Below are 16,253 nucleotides of genomic sequence, written 5' to 3'. Positions count from 1 at the left end.
GACCGGCCCGCGGGCAGCTCATGGGGCTGCCGGCTTACTCGTCGCCGGACAGGGCCTACTCGCCCAGCGCGGCGCGCGCGTCGACGAAGGCGGCGACGGCGCGCTCGACGTCCTCGGTGGAGTGCGCGGCGGACAGCTGCACCCGGATCCGGGCCTGGCCGTGCGGGACCACCGGGAACGAGAAGCCGATCACGTACACGCCGCGCTCCAGCAGCAGTTCGGCGAGCCGGCCGGCCTTGGCCGCGTCGCCGATCATCACCGGGGCGATCGGGTGGTCGCCCGGCAGGATCTCGAAGCCGGCCTCGGTCATCCTGCTGCGGAACAGCGCCGTGTTGGCCGCCAGCCGCTCGCGCAGCTCGTTGGACTGCTCGACCAGGTCGAGCACCTTCAGCGAGGCCGCCGCGATCACCGGGGCGAGCGAGTTGGAGAACAGGTACGGGCGGGAGCGCTGGCGCAGCAGGGCGACGATCTCCCGGCGGGCGGCGACGTAGCCGCCGGAGGCGCCGCCGAGCGCCTTGCCGAGGGTGCCGGTGATGATGTCCACGCGGTCCATCACGCCGTGCAGTTCGGGGGTGCCGCGGCCGCCGGGGCCGACGAAGCCGACGGCGTGCGAGTCGTCGACCATGACCATGGCGTCGTAGCGGTCGGCCAGGTCGCAGATCTCGCGCAGCGGGGCGACGTAGCCGTCCATCGAGAACACGCCGTCGGTGACGATCAGGCGGCGGCGGGCGTCCTGGGTCTCCTTGAGCTGCTGCTCCAGGTCGGCCAGGTCGCGGTTGGCGTAGCGGTGGCGGCGGGCCTTGCTGAGGCGGATGCCGTCGATGATGCTCGCGTGGTTGAGCGCGTCGGAGATGACGGCGTCGCGGTCGTCGAGCAGGGTCTCGAAGACGCCGCCGTTGGCGTCGAAGCAGGAGGAGTACAGGATGGTGTCCTCCTGGCCCAGGAAGGCCGAGAGCCGGTCCTCCAGCGCCTTGTGGACGTCCTGGGTGCCGCAGATGAAGCGCACCGAGGCCATGCCGTAGCCCCAGCGGTCCAGCGCGTCCTTGGCGGCGGCGAGCACCTCGGGGTGGTCGGCCAGGCCGAGGTAGTTGTTGGCGCAGAAGTTCAGCACCTCACCGGGGCGGCCGCCGCCGGTGACGGTGACCGCGGCGCTCTGCGGGGTGCCGATGACCCGCTCGGGCTTGAAGAGCCCGGCCTCGCGGATCTCGTCGAGGGTGATGGCGATGTCGGCGCGCACGTTGTCGAACACTGCGGACTCCTAACGAGGACGAACGGGGGGGCTCAGGCGGTCCAGTCGAGGATGATCTTGCCGCAGCGGCCGCTGGCGGCCTCGTCGAAGGCGGCCGCGAAGTCGTCGGCGGCGTACCGGCCGGTGATCACCGGGGCGAGGTCCAGCCCGCCCTCCAGCAGCACGGACATCGCGTACCAGGTCTCGAACATCTCGCGGCCGTAGATGCCCTTGATGGTGATCATCGAGGTGACGACCGAGGCCCAGTCGATCGGGAACTGCTCGGCGGGCAGGCCGAGCACGGCGATCTTCCCGCCGTGGGTCATGTTGGCGATCATCGACTGCATCGCCTCGGGGCGGCCGGACATCTCCAGGCCGACGTCGAAGCCCTCGCGCAGGCCGAGCTTCTGCTGGCCCTCCTCGATGGTGTGCTCGGCGACGTTCAGCGCCAGCGTGACGCCGACCTCCCGGGCCAGATCGAGGCGGTACGGGGAGACGTCGGTGATCATCACGTTGCGGGCGCCGGCGTGCTTGGCGACGGCGGCCGCCATGATGCCGATCGGGCCCGCGCCGGTGATCAGCACGTCCTCGCCGACCAGCGGGAAGGAGAGCGCGGTGTGGACGGCGTTGCCGAACGGGTCGAAGATCGCGGCCACGTCCAGGTCGACCGGCACCCGGTGCACCCAGACGTTGGAGGCGGGCAGGGCCACGTACTCGGCGAAGGCGCCGTCCCGGCCGACGCCGAGGCCGACCGTGTTGCGGCACAGGTGGCGGCGGCCGGCCTGGCAGTTGCGGCACTTGCCGCAGACCAGGTGGCCCTCGCCGCTGACCCGGTCGCCGACCGCGATGTCCGCGACGCCGGCGCCGATCTCGGCGACCTCGCCGACGAACTCGTGGCCGAGCACCAGCGGGGTCGTGATGGTCTGCTGGGCCCAGCCGTCCCAGTTGCGGATGTGCAGGTCGGTGCCGCAGATGCCGGTCCGCAGCACCTTGATCAGCACCTCGCCGGGGCCGATCTCCGGCTTCGGGACGTCCACCAGCCAGAGCCCGGGCTCGGCCTTCTGCTTGACGAGTGCCTTCACGGGCGACGGCTCCTGACGTGCGAGTGGGGCGGCCTTCGCGGGTGGGCAGGCCGAGTGGCCCCGGTGTGGCCGTTCCTGGCGGACGCGTTCCGGGCAGGCAGCAATCTGCCTGGTGAGAGCGGGTTCGGTCCATCGAGGAATTCTTAAGGGCGGCCACAGCTGGGCTAAACGATCGTGCCCGAGCTGGGGCCGGGGGCGGGTGCGGCATGCCGGTGCTCACCTGTTCGGCCGAGCGCGAGCCCGCTTCCGCGACACCAATCCCCCAGTGGGCAGCGGTCCTTGACAACACGGGAGGCGATGTGCGCCAGCCGGCTGGGGCAGTCGGCTGACCGCTGGGTCCGTTCGGGTCAGCCCCGCGGCGGCCGACGCGCGGGGCCGCACCGGCGGTGCTTACGGTGGCGGCGCTCCCCCGTCGGCCTCGTGGAGCAGCGCTCCGGGGCCGTCCGCCGCAGAGAGGCGCCTCGACCTATGACCACGATCCGACGGCCGCATCCGGCCGCGTCCCGTTCCACCCGCCGAGCGGCCTGCGCCGCCCTGGTGCTGACCGGCCTGCTCGCGACCGCGGCCTGCTCCGGCGGGTCGCCGCCGAACCGGCCGGCCGGCGGCGCGGCCCTCACCGCCGAGCCGGCCGCGCTCAGCCCGTCCGCGTCGGGCTCCACCGCCGGCCCGGGCGCCGCGAGCGGCTCGGCCGGCGCGGTGGTGCCGCTGACCCCCGACGTCGCCAAACAGCTGGACGCCGCGATCAAGCAGGTGCTGAACCAGACCTCCACCCCCGGCGTGATCGTCGGGATCACCACCCCCGACGGCAGCTACCAACGGGCCTTCGGCCAGGCCGACAAGTCCGGCACCCCGATGTCGCCCGATCTGAACATGCGGATCGGCAGCGTGACCAAGACCTTCACGGCGACCGGCGTGCTGCGGCTGGTCGACCAGGGCAAGGTGGGCCTGGACGACCCGGTCTCCAAGTACGTGGACGGCGTGCCCGGCGGCGACAACATCACCATCCGCCAGCTCGCCGGGATGCGCAGCGGCCTGTTCCCGTACACCTCCGACCCGGACTTCGTGAACGCGCTGATCAGCGACCCGAACCGGGTGTTCACGCCCGACCAGCTGCTCGCCTACGGGTACAAGCACCCGGCGAACTTCCCGCCGGGCAGCAAGTTCCAGTACAGCAACAGCAACTACATCCTGCTCGGCAAGGTCATCGAGAAGGCCGGCGGGGAGCCCGTGGACCAGTTCCTCAAGGACCAGGTGTTCAGCCAGGCCGGGCTGAACGGGACGGTCTTCCCGACCGACGCGACCTTCCCCGACCCGCACGCCCGCGGCTACACCGACCAGACTCCCAACGGCCAGACCACGGACGCCACCGACTGGAACCCGTCCTGGGCCTGGTCGGCCGGGGCGGTCATCTCCAACCTCACCGACCTGCAGAACTGGACGAAGTCCCTGGCCACCGGCTCCCTGCTGAAGCAGGACACCCAGTCCCAGCGGTTGAAGACCCAGCCGACCGGCGACCCCGGCGTCGGCTACGGCCTCGGGCTGTTCAACAACAACGGGTGGATCGGGCACAACGGCTCGCTGCCCGGTTACGAGACCGTGGCGGTGTACCTGCCGCAGTCCCAGGCCACCCTGGTGGTGCTGCTCAACACCGATGTGCCGTACCGGGGTTCGGAGCCGTCCTCGCTGTTCGCGAAGGCGATCACGCAGATCGTCTCGCCGAAGAACGTCTACTCGATCCCGCCCGTGAACACCGCCTCGCCGTCGGCCTCGTCCTCGGGGTCCGCGTCACCGTCGCCCTCGCTCTCGCCCTCGGGATCGGGGTCGGCCTCGTCCCCGGCCTCGCCCGGCGCCCCGGGGCCCGCCTCCGGCGCGCCGACCACGGTCAACGCCTGAGCACCAGACCGCCTGAACGTCTGGACGCCAGACCCGCCGGAGGCCCGGCCCGGATCACCGGGCCGGGCCTCCGACGTGCCGTCAACTGCCCAGTACGCGGGCCAGATCGTAGGAGACGGGCTCCTCCAGCTGCGCGTAGGTGCAGCTCTCCGGCGTGCGGTCCGGCCGCCAGCGGCGGAACTGCGCGGTGTGCCGGAAGCGGGTGCCCTCCATGTGGTCGTAGGCGACCTCGACCACCCGCTCGGGGCGCAGCGCGACCCAGGAGAGGTCCTTGCCGCCGGTCCACCGGCTGACCGCGCCCGGCAGCCGGCCCTCGGCGTGCGCCGCCTCGTCGGCCCAGCCGCCCCACGGGTGGCGGGAGAGGTCGGTCATCCGCAACGGGGCCAGTTCCTCGGCGAGTTCGCGGCGGCGGGCCATCGAGAACGCGGCGCAGACGCCGACGTGCTGGAGCCGGCCCTCGGCGTCGTTGATGCCCAGCAGCAGCGAGCCGACCACCGGGCCGCTCTTGTGCTCGCGGTAGCCGGCCACCACGCAGTCGGCGGTGCGCTCGTGCTTGATCTTGAACATGGTCCGCTCGCCCGGCCGGTACGGCTGGTCCAGCGGCTTGGCCACCACGCCGTCCAGCCCGGCGCCCTCGTACTCGGCGAACCAGGTCTGCGCCACGTCCCGGTCGGTGGAGGCGGGGGCAGTGAACACCGGGTCGCGGGCGGCGCCGAGCGCCGCCTCCAGGGCCGCGCGGCGCACCGACAGCGGCTCGTCCAGCAGCGGGGCGTCACCGAGCGCGAGCAGGTCGAAGGCGATGAAGGAGGCGGGCGTCCGCTCCGCGAGCAGCCGCACCCGGCTGGCCGCCGGGTGGATGCGCTCCAGCAGTTCCTCGAACCGCAGCCGGCCGTCCCGGGCGATCACCACCTCGCCGTCCAGCACGCAGCGCGGCGGCAGCTCCCGCCGCAGCGCGGCGACCAGCTCGGGGAAGTACCTGGTCAGCGGTTTGCCGGTGCGGCTGCCGAGCTCCACCTCGTCGCCGTCGCGGAACACGATCGTCCGGAAGCCGTCCCACTTGGCCTCGTACTGCATCCCCGGCGGGATCTTCGCCACCGACTTGGCGAGCATCGGCGCCACCGGCGGCATCACGGGCAGGTCCATGGCTCCGATCCTCGCGCGCACGGCCGGAAGGCGCGCGACGAAAGGGCGTACGGCGAAAGGGCGCGCGAGGATCGGGCGCACGACGAAAAGACGCGCGCGGGGCACGGCGCCCTTAGCGTGAGGGGCATGGGCTCAGCCGTGGAACTGGATGTCGCCGGGCGCAGCGTCCGGCTGTCGAACCCGGACAAGGTGTACTACCCCGAGCGCGGCTTCACCAAGCTGGACGTCGCGCAGTACTACCTGGCCGTCGCCGACGGGGTGCTGCGCGGACTGCGCGACCGGCCCACCACCCTGCAGCGCTTCCCGGACGGCGTGGACGGCGAGTTCTTCTACCAGAAACGCGCCCCCAAGGGCCTGCCGGACTGGCTGCCCACCGCCCGGATCAACTTCCCCAGCGGCCGCTCCGCCGACGAGATCTGCCCCACCGAGCCGGCCGCCGTGCTGTGGGCCGCCAACCTCGGCTGCCTCACCTTCCACCCCTGGCCGGTCCGCCGCTCCGACACCGAGCACGTCGACGAGCTGCGCATCGACCTCGACCCGCAGCCCGGCACCGACTTCCACGACGCCGTCCGCGCCGCCCACGAACTGCGCGCCCTGCTGGAGGAGTACGGGCTGCGCGGCTGGCCCAAGTCCTCCGGCGGGCGCGGCCTGCACGTGTACGTCCCGCTGGCGCCCGAGTGGACCTTCACCGACGGCCGGCACGCGGTGATCGCCCTCGGCCGGGTGCTGGAGCAGCGCATGCCCGGGCAGGTCACCACCGCCTGGTGGAAGGAGGAGCGCGGTGAGCGGATCTTCGTCGACTACAACCAGATGGCCCGCGACCGCACCATCGCCTCCGCCTACTCCCTGCGCGCCCGCCCGCGCGCCACCGCCTCGACCCCGCTGCGCTGGGAGGAGCTCGACGACGCCTCCCCCGAGGACTTCGACCTGCGCACCGTCCCCGCCCGCTTCGCCGAACTCGGCGACCTGAACGCCGGGATGGACGGTCGGGCGTACCGTCTGGACGGCCTGCTGGAGCTGTACGACAAGCAGCTGCGCGACGAGGGCCTCGGCGAGCTCCCGTACCCGCCCGACCACCCCAAGGCGGCCGGCGAGCCGACCAGGGTGCAGCCCAGCCGGGCCCGGAAAGCGTAGGGCGTGTCTTCACACCCCCGTCATGGCCAGCACGAACCAGAGGACGCCGCCCAGCACCACCAGGGTGAACAGCAGGACGCCCCCGACCGCGCCGGAGAGCAGCAGCCCCCGGCCGACCCGCCGCGCGCGCAGGCCGACGCCGGTCAGCAGCACGCCCGCCACCCCCGGTGCCAGGGCCAGCGCCAGCAGCATCACCGTCCGCGCGACCTCGGCGTCCGACACCAGGTGGCACTCGTCGCCCTCGCACACCGCCCAGACGTCCTCGCCGACCGGCGCGCCCGCCCATATCCGGGCGTGCTCGTGCGCCGGGCCCCCGCCGTCCGGGCGGAACGCGCCCCGGCAGTCCGAGGGGGGTGGGCCGTCCTCGTACGCCGGGATCAGACACCGCTCCGCCCGGAACGTCCCGGGCACCCCCACCAGGCCCGCCGCCTGCCCGAACTGCCGCACCGGCCCGCCCACCAGCCATCCGGCCAGCCACACCAGCAGCACCCCGGCCGCCACCGGCCCCCACCGCCGCACCGCCACCCCCATCGGCTCACCCCCGCTGGGGTGACGTCACCGACGGCCGGACGGTTGCACGGGCGGCCAAGCGGGCGGCCAAGCGGGCGGCCAAGCAGGCAGCCGGGCGGCCAAACGGGCAGCCGCCGCGCGCCCCTCCCGGCAGGTGTCAGCCGACCCGGGCGCCCTCCGGCGCCAGCTCGGCGATGATCCGGACCGCCTCCGCGAGCTGCGCGTCCGTCAGGTCCCCGCGCGCGGTCAGCCGCAGCCGGGACACCCCGTCCGGCACGGACGGCGGGCGGAAGCAGCCGACGGCGAGCCCGGCCCGCCGGCAGTCGGCGGCCCAGGCGACGGCGGCCTCCGCGCCCGGGGCGCGCACCGACACCACGGCCGCGTCCGGCTCGCAGGCCCGGAGCCCGGCGGCGGTCAGCCGGGCCGCGAGGCCGCGGGCCACCTCGCGGGTGCGGTCGGCGCGGTGCGGCTCGGCGCGCAGCAGGCGCAGCGCGGCGAGGGCGGCGGCGACGGCGGCCGGGGCGAGGCCGGTGTCGAAGATGAAGGTGCGGGCGGTCTCGGTGAGGTGGCGGATCACCCGGCGCGGCCCGAGCACGGCGCCGCCCTGCGAGCCGAGCGACTTGGAGAGCGTGACGGTGGCGACGGTGTCCGGCTGCCCGGCGAGCCCGGCCGCCGCGAGCGCCCCGGCGCCGCCGGGGCCGAGGACGCCCAGCCCGTGCGCGTCGTCGACCAGCAGCGCGGCGCCGTGCGCCCGGGCGGCGGCGGACAGCCCGGCCAGCGGGGCGGCGTCGCCGTCCACCGAGAACACCGAGTCGCTGACCACCAGCGCCCGCCGCTGCGTCCGGTGCTCCAGCGCCTCCCGGACGGCCTGCGGGTCGCTGTGCGGGGCCCGGTGGACGTCGGCGCGGGCGAGCCGGCAGCCGTCGATCAGCGAGGCGTGGTTGTAGGCGTCCGACACGATCAGCGTGTCCGGGTCGGTGAGCGCGGTCAGCGCGGCCAGGTTGGCGGTGTACCCGGAGGAGAACACCAGCGCCGCCTCGACCCCGCAGAACGCGGCGAGCTCCTCCTCCAGTTCGGTGTGCAGCGCGGTCGTCCCGGTCACCAGCCGCGACCCGGTCGATCCTCCGCCCCAGCGCAGCGCCGCCTCGGCCGCCGCCTGCGTCACCGCCGGGTGCCTGGTCAGCCCCAGGTAGTCGTTCCCGGCCAGGTCGAGCACCGGGTCCTGTGCCGTGCGGCTGCGCAGCCGGCGGGTCAGCCCGGCCTCGGCCCGCAGCTCGGCGGCCTCGTCGAGCCAGTCGAAGACGGCCGCCGGGGCGAGGTCGGTGGTGTGCGTTCCGGACGCGAGCGGTTGGACCATGCCCGGCACTCTGGCACGGCCCCGCCGCCGCGATCAATGTGCGGCCGCGCACAGCTTCGCGGCCGCCGGTGCAGCGATCCGGACAGTCCCGGGGCGGGTGCCGGCGGAGGGCGGGCTTTGCCGGGGGTGGCGGCGAGCAGGCAAGATAGCCGGGTGACCCTCCTTGATCTGATGCCGAAGCCCGCCACGCCCGATGCGCTGTACGAGACCTTCGCCGCGTGGGCGGAGGAGCGCGGGATCACGCTGTACCCGGCGCAGGAGGAGGCGCTGATCGAGCTGGTGTCGGGGAACAACGTGATCCTGGCGACGCCGACCGGGTCGGGCAAGAGCCTGGTGGCGGCGGGCGCGCACTTCGCGGCGCTGGCGGAGGGGAAGCGGACGTTCTACACGGCGCCGATCAAGGCGCTGGTGTCGGAGAAGTTCTTCGACCTGGTCAAGATGTTCGGCACCGAGCAGGTCGGCATGATGACCGGCGACGCGAGCGTGAACCCGACCGCGCCGATCATCTGCTGCACGGCCGAGGTGCTGGCGCAGATCGCGCTGCGCGACGGCCTCCGGGCGGATGTCGGCCAGGTGGTCATGGACGAGTTCCACTTCTACGCGGAGCCGGACCGCGGCTGGGCCTGGCAGATCCCGCTGCTGGAGCTGCCGCAGGCGCAGTTCCTGCTGATGTCGGCGACGCTCGGCGACGTGCGCCGCTTCGAGGAGGACCTGACCCGCCGGACGGGCCGCCCGACGACGGTGGTGCGCAACACGACCCGCCCGGTGCCGCTGTTCTACGAGTACCGCCGCACCACGATGCACGACACCCTGGAGGAGCTGCTGCAGACCGGCCAGGCGCCGGTCTACGTGGTGCACTTCACGCAGAAGGAGGCGGTGGACCGGGCGCAGTCGCTGATGAGCATCAACATGTGCTCGAAGGCGGAGAAGGACGCCATCGCCGACCTGATCGGCGGTTTCCGCTTCACCACCAAGTTCGGCCGCAACCTGTCCCGTTTCGTGCGCCACGGCATCGGCGTGCACCACGCGGGCATGCTGCCGAAGTACCGCCGGCTGGTCGAACGCCTCGCCCAGGCGGGCCTGTTGAAGGTGATCTGCGGGACGGACACGCTCGGTGTCGGCGTCAACGTGCCGATCCGCACGGTGCTGTTCACCGCCCTGTCGAAGTACGACGGGCAGCGGGTGCGGATCCTGCGCGCCCGGGAGTTCCACCAGATCGCCGGGCGCGCGGGCCGGGCCGGGTTCGACACCGTCGGCCAGGTGGTGGCGCAGGCGCCCGAGCACGTGATCGAGAACGACAAGGCGATCGCCAAGGCCGGGGACGACCCGAAGAAGAAGCGCAAGGTGGTGCGCAAGAAGGCGCCGGAGGGCTTCGTCGGCTGGACCGAGGAGACCTTCGACAAGCTGATCGGCGCCGACCCGGAGCCGCTGGTCTCCCGGTTCAAGGTGAGCCACGCGATGCTGCTGTCGGTGATCGGCCGCCCCGGCAACGCCTTCGAGGCGATGCGCAAGCTCCTCACCGACAACCACGAGGACCGCGCGGCGCAGCGCCGGCACATCCGCACCGCGATCGCGATCTACCGCTCCCTGCTGCAGGGCGGCGTGGTCGAGCGGCTGCCGGAGCCGGACGCCGAGGGCCGGATCGTGCGCCTGACGCTCGACCTCCAGGAGAACTTCGCGCTCAACCAGCCGCTCTCCACCTTCGCCCTGGCCTCCTTCGAGCTCCTCGACCCGACCTCGCCCTCGTACGCGATGGACGTGATCTCGGTGGTCGAGGCGACCCTCGACGACCCGCGCCAGATCCTCGCCGCGCAGCAGAACAAGGCGCGCGGCGAGGCCATCGGCGAGATGAAGCGCGACGGGATCGAGTACGAGGAGCGGATGGAGCGGCTCCAGGAGATCACCTACCCGAAGCCGCTGGAGGAGCTGCTCACCCACGCGTACGAGGTGTACCGCCGGGCGCACCCGTGGATCGGCGACCACGAGCTGCGGCCGAAGTCGGTGGTCCGCGACCTGTACGAGCGGGCGATGACCTTCTCGGACTACGTCGGCTTCTACGAGCTGGCGCGCACCGAGGGCATCGTGCTGCGCTACCTGGCGGGCGCGTTCAAGGCGCTGGAGCAGACCGTCCCCGAGGACGTGAAGACCGACGACCTGAAGGACGTCATCGCCTGGCTCGGCGAACTGGTCCGCCAGGTCGACTCCAGCCTGCTGGACGAGTGGGAGCAGCTGGCCAACCCGACGGACCCGCAGGCCCCCGAGGTGACGCTGGACGACAAGCCGGCGCCGGTGACGGCGAACGCGCGGGCGTTCCGGGTGCTGGTGCGCAACGAGCTGTTCCGCCGGGTCGAGCTGTGCGCGCTGGAGCACTACGCGGAGCTCGCCGAGCTGGACGGCTCGTACGGCTGGGACGCGGACCGCTGGGCGGACGCCATGGACGGGTACTGGGAGGAGTACGACGACCTCGGCACCGGCCCGAACGCGCGCGGCCCCAAGATGCTGATCATCGAGGAGGAGGACTCCGCCTGGAAGGTCCGGCAGATCTTCGACGACCCGGAGGGCGACCACGACTGGGGCATCAGCGCCGAGGTCGACCTGTACGGCTCGGACGAGGAGGGCCGGGCGGTGCTGCGGGTCACCGCGGTGGACCGGCTGGGCGGCTGACGGATCGTCAACCCCCGCTTGCGGAGTCGCCGGCCCCCCGGAGCGGGGGGCCGGCGCGGCGTCACATCCAGACGAACGGCGCGCCCGCCGCGTAGGAGAGCGCGCGGGTCGCCTCCTCCAGGGTCTGCTCGGTGGTGAGCGCCGGGCCCGACGATGTCGCGGCCGGGGTGGACGCGGTGCCGGGGCCGGGCGTGCGGGCGTCGCTGAGCCGGGAGCTCACCACCGTCACGTAGTGCCCGACCGCCTCGACCCGCGGCTCGGCCGACTTGGGCCCGCCGGAGGACGGCGCGGGGGCGGCGTTGGTGTCCGGAAGGATGAAGGCGAGCGCGCCGGGCTTGCCGCGCAGGGTGTCGGCGGCCCGGGTGGCGGCGGCCTGGTCGCCGAAGCGCAGGACGGTGACACTGCTGAGCACCGGGCGGTCCTGGCCGGTGAAGCTGACGGTCAGGTAGGCCTGGCAGCCGGTGTCCTTGAGCAGTTCCTGGGTGCGGTCCTGCAGCACCTCGGTGCAGTTGCCGCCCTGCCGGATGGCGCCACGCCGGGCCTTGTACCCAGCGGCCTCGACCGGCCGCTGGGCGGGGAAGAGGCTGTCGGCATTGAGGCCCTCGGGGTCGGTGCGCGGCGGCGGGGTCCCCACCACCGGCGGCGTCCTGGCCGCGTCCTTGCTGGACGGGCCGAGCCCGGGTATGTAGTCGCCGGGCATCGGGCGGGTGATGATCCATCCGCCGGCGGCCACCACTCCCACCACGACGACCCAGCCCACGGCCCGGCGGGCCGTCAGCCGCCTACCCCTGCCGCCGACCCGACTGCCGCTCAGGTCCGTGCCCGCGCCGGCGGGGGCCCCGCCGGTCCGCCGCACTGCCTGGCCGTTCTGGCCCTCTCCCGGAGTCGGGGTGCGCTCCCCCTGCGTGGTCATGGCGCAGATTCTAAGCAACCGTCGGGTGGCGTGGATCACGGGGTGGGGGGTTGCCGGTCACCGCCGCGTGCCGGCGCCCGCGACCGTCCGGCGCGCGTACCGGCGACCGCCCTGCGCCGGCCCGTCCGGCCCTTCGCCGCGACCGCGCCCTACCGGCCGGTAACCTCCGATTCGCACCGGCGTCAAGCTTGTGACCAGCGACGACACCGTGAGCTTCGACACTGTGGCAAGTGGCACATCCTTCCGCCGATCTTCTGGCGGGTTCCCTCTGGCGCCATTCGAGCGCCACCAGGCAGGATCGGCCCCATGGATCTGCTCGATACCCTCACCGCCAAGGGCCTGCGCGGCGAAGTCCCGACCCGCGAGGAGGCCCTGGCCGTCCTCGCCACCACCGACGACGAGCTGCTGGACGTCGTCGCCGCGGCCGGCAAGGTCCGCCGGAGGTGGTTCGGCCGACGCGTGAAGCTCAACTACCTGGTGAACCTCAAGAGCGGGCTCTGCCCGGAGGACTGCAACTACTGCTCGCAGCGGCTGGGCTCCAAGGCCGAGATCCTCAAGTACACCTGGCTCAAGCCCGACCAGGCCGCCGAGGCGGCCCGCGCCGGGGTGGCCGGCGGCGCCAAGCGCGTGTGCCTGGTCGCCAGCGGCCGCGGCCCCACGGACCGCGACATCGACCGGGTCACCGACACCATGGCCGCCATCAAGGACGCCGACCCCGAGGTCGAGATCTGCGTCTGCCTCGGCCTGCTCTCCGACAACCAGGCGGAGCGGCTGAAGGCGGCCGGCGCCGACGCCTACAACCACAACCTCAACACCTCCGAGAAGACCTACGGCGACATCACCACCACCCACACCTACGCGGACCGGGTGGACACCGTGCAGAAGGCGCACGGCGCGGGTCTGTCCGCCTGCTCCGGCCTGATCGCCGGCATGGGCGAGAACGACGAGGACCTGGTCGACGTGGTGTTCGCGCTGCGCGAGCTCGGCTCGGACTCCGTCCCGGTCAACTTCCTGATCCCGTTCGAGGGCACCCCGCTCGCCAAGGAGTGGAACCTCAGCCCGCAGCGCTGCCTGCGCATCCTGGCGATGGTCCGCTTCGTCAACCCGGACACCGAGGTGCGGATCGCCGGCGGCCGCGAAGTGCACCTGCGCTCGATGCAGCCGCTCGGGCTGCACGTCGCCAACTCGATCTTCCTCGGCGACTACCTGACCAGCGAGGGCCAGGCCGGGCAGACCGACCTCGACATGATCAAGGACGCCGGGTTCGAGGTCGAGGGCGCCGGTGAGGCCACCCTGCCCCGCCACCGCGCGGACGTCGCGGCGGCCTCCTCCTGCGGCACCGCGGCCTCGGCCTGCGGCAGCGGCGGCGGCTGCGGCCCGTGCGGCGGGCACGCGCACGCGCCGGCCGACGCCCCCGTCGCGGTCGACGCCGCCGACGCCGCCGACGCCTCGGACGCCTCGGACGGGGAGCTGCGCAGCGACCTCGTCAAGGTCCGGCTGCGCGGCGCCGGCACCGAACTCGCGCCCAATGCCTGATAGTTCTGGAGACTGACGCATCATGCCCCAGCTGTCCGCGGACACGCTGCTCACCCTCGACCGCGCCCACGTCTGGCACCCGTACGGGCCGATGCCCGGCACCGCCACCCCGTACGTGGTCGAATCCGCCTCGGGGGTCCGGCTGCGCCTCGCCGAGCCCGTCGCGGGCGGGCAGCGCGAGCTCGTCGACGGGATGTCGTCCTGGTGGGCGGCCATCCACGGCTACCGGCACCCGGTGCTGGACGAGGCCGTGCGCGAGCAGCTGGGGCGGATGAGCCACGTCATGTTCGGCGGGCTCACCCACGAGCCCGCCGTCCGGCTGGCGGCGACGCTGGTCGAGATCACGCCCGAACCGCTGCAACACGTCTTCCTCACCGACTCGGGCTCGGTGGCCGTCGAGGTCGCGCTGAAGATGTGCCTCCAGTACTGGCAGTCCACCGGCCGCCCGGCCAAGCGCCGGCTGCTGACCTGGCGCGGCGGGTACCACGGCGACACCTTCCACCCGATGTCCGTCTGCGATCCGGACGGCGGCATGCACCACCTGTGGGGCGGGGTGCTGCCCGGGCAGCTGTTCGCCCCGCAGCCACCGGCCGGGTTCGACGCCCCGCTCGACGCCGGGTACGCGGCCGAGTTCGAGGAGCTGATGGCCCGGCACGCCGACGAGCTGGCCGCCGTCATCGTCGAACCGGTGGTGCAGGGCGCCGGCGGGATGCAGTTCCACTCCCCCGCCTACCTGCGGATGCTGCGCGAACTCTGCGACCGGTACGGGGTGCTGCTCGTCTTCGACGAGATCGCCACCGGATTCGGCCGCAGCGGCGCACTGTTCGCCGCCGACCACGCGGGCGTCTCGCCGGACGTGATGTGCCTGGGCAAGGCGCTCACCGGCGGCTACCTGACCCTCGCCGCCGCGCTGTGCACCGGCGAGATCGCCGACGGCATCAGCCGCGGCGAGATGCCGGTGCTCGCGCACGGGCCGACCTTCATGGGCAACCCGCTGGCCTGCGCGGCCGCCAACGCCTCGCTGGAAGTGCTACTCGGCCAGGACTGGGCGGTCGGGATCAAGCGCATCGAGGCCGGACTCGCCGACGGGCTCGCGGCCGCCGCCGACCTCCCGGGCGTCCGGGACGTCCGGGTCCAGGGCGCCATCGGCGTCGTCCAGCTGGACCACCCGGTGAACGTCCCGGCGGCCACCGAGGCGGCCGCCCGGGCCAGCGTCTGGCTGCGCCCCTTCCGGGACCTGATCTACACCATGCCCCCCTACGTGACGGAGGACGAGGACGTGGCACGCATCGCCGACGCCGTGACCGCTGCGGCGGTGGCCGGATGAGCGCGCGGATCCTGTTCATGACGGGCACCAACACCGAGGTCGGCAAGACGGTCGCCACGGCGGCGGTCGCCTCGGCCGCGCTGCAGGCCGGCCTGCGGGTCGCGGTGCTCAAGCCCGGGCAGACCGGGATCGCCCCCGGCGAACCCGGCGACGCCGATGAAGTCCGGCGCCTGGCCGGTGACCTGACGATCCGTGAACTCGTGCGCTACCCGGAGCCGCTGGCGCCCGACACCGCCGCCCGGCGGGCCGGGATGCCCTTCCTCTCCCCCGCCGAGGTGGCCGACGCCGTCGCCGAACTGGCCGCCGGGCACGACCTGGTGCTGGTCGAGGGCGCGGGCGGGCTGCTCGTCCGCTACGACGACGAGGGCCGCACCCTGGCCGACCAGGCGCGGGCCGTCCTGGACGCCGGGCTGCCGGCCGAGGTCCTGCTCGTCGCCTCCGCCGGACTGGGCACGCTGAACATCGTCGCACTCTCGGCGGAGGCCCTGGCCGCCCGCCGGCTGCCGCTGGCGGGCGTGCTCGTCGGCTCCTGGCCGGCCGCCCCCGGGCTCGCCGAACGGTGCAACCTCGCCGACCTGCCGCGCTCGGCCGGCGCCCCGCTGCTCGGCGCCCTGCCGGAACGCGCCGCAGCCGCCGAGGACTTCGCCGCCCTCGCCCTCGCCTCGCTCTCCCCCCAGCTGGGCGGCACCTGGAACGCGGAGCACTTCGCGCACTCCCACCGGCCCGAATAGGCCCGGCTTCGCTCGAAGGTGTGATTCCGGCGCCCGAACCCTGGGTTCGGACGCTACGGGCTCAATACCGTTCCTCCTATGACAGACGGGATGACGGTAGACGAGTCTCTTCGGGCCCTGGCCGCCCTGGAGGCTGCGTGGAAGGACGACGACGAGGCGCTGTCCGCCCTCGCCGCGGGCGGTGCGGACGAGCGGTCGCTCCCGGCGCTGGTCGCCGCGTACGGCGAGCACGCGATGGACACCCTGATGGCCCTGGCCTTCGGCCTGCGGTCCACCATGAGCGACGAGGAGCTCGCCGAACTCTCCGACGCGGTGAGCTCCAACATCGGCGCCCGGATGAGCGCCCTGCTCACCCAGACACTGAAGACCTGGGGCACCCTCGCACCCCGGGACGACCTGGCGGTGACCAAGGCCATCGCCCACGCGGTGATCGACTCCATGCGCGCCGTGACCGAGGACCCGAGCCAGACCGAAGTCCTCCCCCTGCTGGCCACCTTCCGCACCTACGCCCTGAACGGCGCCTGACACCGCAGCTTCGGCGCGGGCTTCGAGACCCCTCGAAGCCCGCGCCGTCATGTCTGCACCCTCATCCACCCCGCGGCGAGCGCGAATCCACCCGTCGAGGAGGCGATGAAGACGAGAACGCACACCAATGCACTCGCCTCAGTGGGAACACACTCAGGAATCGCGAGAAAAACCACACCCGCGAGCGCGAAACTCCCGATGGCGATGGCA

The 16,253-nt window shown here is 73.3% G+C and carries 13 protein-coding genes; 7 read left to right on the top strand and 6 right to left on the bottom strand.

Annotated features, from left to right (window positions below):
• Positions 1-55: 55 nt before the first annotated feature.
• Both ACFVHI_RS31920 and tdh read right to left on the bottom strand, forming a co-directional pair.
• Complete coding sequence (locus tag ACFVHI_RS31920) at positions 56-1,249, bottom strand: glycine C-acetyltransferase (protein WP_063346236.1); 1,194 nt, start codon at positions 1,247-1,249, stop codon at positions 56-58.
• A 32-nt stretch (positions 1,250-1,281) separates the two neighbouring features.
• A complete protein-coding gene (tdh, locus tag ACFVHI_RS31915) occupies positions 1,282-2,310 on the bottom strand; it encodes an L-threonine 3-dehydrogenase (RefSeq protein ID WP_380345217.1) in 1,029 nt (342 codons plus the stop codon).
• Between the two features lie 468 nt (positions 2,311-2,778).
• On the opposite strand from tdh, the gene ACFVHI_RS31910 reads away from it, so the two are divergent.
• Positions 2,779-4,203, top strand: a complete 1,425-nt coding sequence (locus tag ACFVHI_RS31910; protein ID WP_380345215.1) for a serine hydrolase — start codon at positions 2,779-2,781, stop codon at positions 4,201-4,203.
• Between the two features lie 81 nt (positions 4,204-4,284).
• Here ACFVHI_RS31910 and ACFVHI_RS31905 read toward each other — a convergent pair whose 3' ends face one another.
• Positions 4,285-5,346 (bottom strand): ATP-dependent DNA ligase, encoded by a 1,062-nt coding sequence (locus ACFVHI_RS31905; protein ID WP_380345213.1) that lies wholly within the window; start codon positions 5,344-5,346, stop codon positions 4,285-4,287.
• Positions 5,347-5,472: 126 nt separating this feature from the next.
• Here ACFVHI_RS31905 and ligD point away from each other — a divergent pair, with 126 nt between their 5' ends.
• Positions 5,473-6,480 (top strand): non-homologous end-joining DNA ligase, encoded by a 1,008-nt coding sequence (gene ligD / locus ACFVHI_RS31900; RefSeq protein WP_380345211.1) that lies wholly within the window; start codon positions 5,473-5,475, stop codon positions 6,478-6,480.
• Between the two features lie 9 nt (positions 6,481-6,489).
• Here ligD and ACFVHI_RS31895 read toward each other — a convergent pair whose 3' ends face one another.
• Both ACFVHI_RS31895 and ACFVHI_RS31890 read right to left on the bottom strand, forming a co-directional pair.
• On the bottom strand, positions 6,490-7,011 hold the full coding sequence (locus ACFVHI_RS31895) for a hypothetical protein (protein ID WP_380345209.1): 522 nt from the start codon (positions 7,009-7,011) through the stop codon (positions 6,490-6,492).
• Positions 7,012-7,147: 136 nt separating this feature from the next.
• On the bottom strand, positions 7,148-8,347 hold the full coding sequence (locus ACFVHI_RS31890) for an 8-amino-7-oxononanoate synthase (protein ID WP_380345207.1): 1,200 nt from the start codon (positions 8,345-8,347) through the stop codon (positions 7,148-7,150).
• Between the two features lie 171 nt (positions 8,348-8,518).
• Between ACFVHI_RS31890 and ACFVHI_RS31885 the strand changes: the two genes are divergently transcribed.
• Positions 8,519-11,011 (top strand): DEAD/DEAH box helicase, encoded by a 2,493-nt coding sequence (locus ACFVHI_RS31885; protein WP_380345222.1) that lies wholly within the window; start codon positions 8,519-8,521, stop codon positions 11,009-11,011.
• Between the two features lie 61 nt (positions 11,012-11,072).
• Here ACFVHI_RS31885 and ACFVHI_RS31880 read toward each other — a convergent pair whose 3' ends face one another.
• A complete protein-coding gene (locus tag ACFVHI_RS31880; protein ID WP_380345205.1) occupies positions 11,073-11,924 on the bottom strand; it encodes a hypothetical protein in 852 nt (283 codons plus the stop codon).
• Between the two features lie 306 nt (positions 11,925-12,230).
• Between ACFVHI_RS31880 and bioB the strand changes: the two genes are divergently transcribed.
• The 4 genes from bioB to ACFVHI_RS31860 all read left to right on the top strand — a co-directional run bounded on the left by bioB (position 12,231) and on the right by ACFVHI_RS31860 (position 16,043).
• On the top strand, positions 12,231-13,460 hold the full coding sequence (bioB, locus tag ACFVHI_RS31875) for a biotin synthase BioB (protein WP_380345203.1): 1,230 nt from the start codon (positions 12,231-12,233) through the stop codon (positions 13,458-13,460).
• A gap of 22 nt (positions 13,461-13,482) precedes the next feature.
• A complete protein-coding gene (locus ACFVHI_RS31870) occupies positions 13,483-14,787 on the top strand; it encodes an adenosylmethionine--8-amino-7-oxononanoate transaminase (protein WP_380345201.1) in 1,305 nt (434 codons plus the stop codon).
• Entirely contained in the window at positions 14,784-15,518 is a 735-nt protein-coding gene (gene bioD, locus ACFVHI_RS31865) for a dethiobiotin synthase (protein WP_380345199.1), read from the top strand. The genes ACFVHI_RS31870 and bioD overlap by 4 nt, the downstream gene beginning before the upstream one ends.
• Positions 15,519-15,608: 90 nt before the next feature.
• The gene (locus tag ACFVHI_RS31860) at positions 15,609-16,043 is read left to right on the top strand and encodes a hypothetical protein (RefSeq protein WP_380345197.1); all 435 of its coding nucleotides are present in this window, start codon (positions 15,609-15,611) and stop codon (positions 16,041-16,043) included.
• Positions 16,044-16,253 lie beyond the last annotated feature (210 nt).

This window comes from Kitasatospora sp. NPDC127121 (assembly GCF_042677305.1).
GTDB lineage: Bacteria > Actinomycetota > Actinomycetes > Streptomycetales > Streptomycetaceae > Kitasatospora.
The sequence above is the reverse complement of the archived record's forward strand: the minus strand, read 5'-3'. Positions and strand labels throughout refer to the sequence as shown.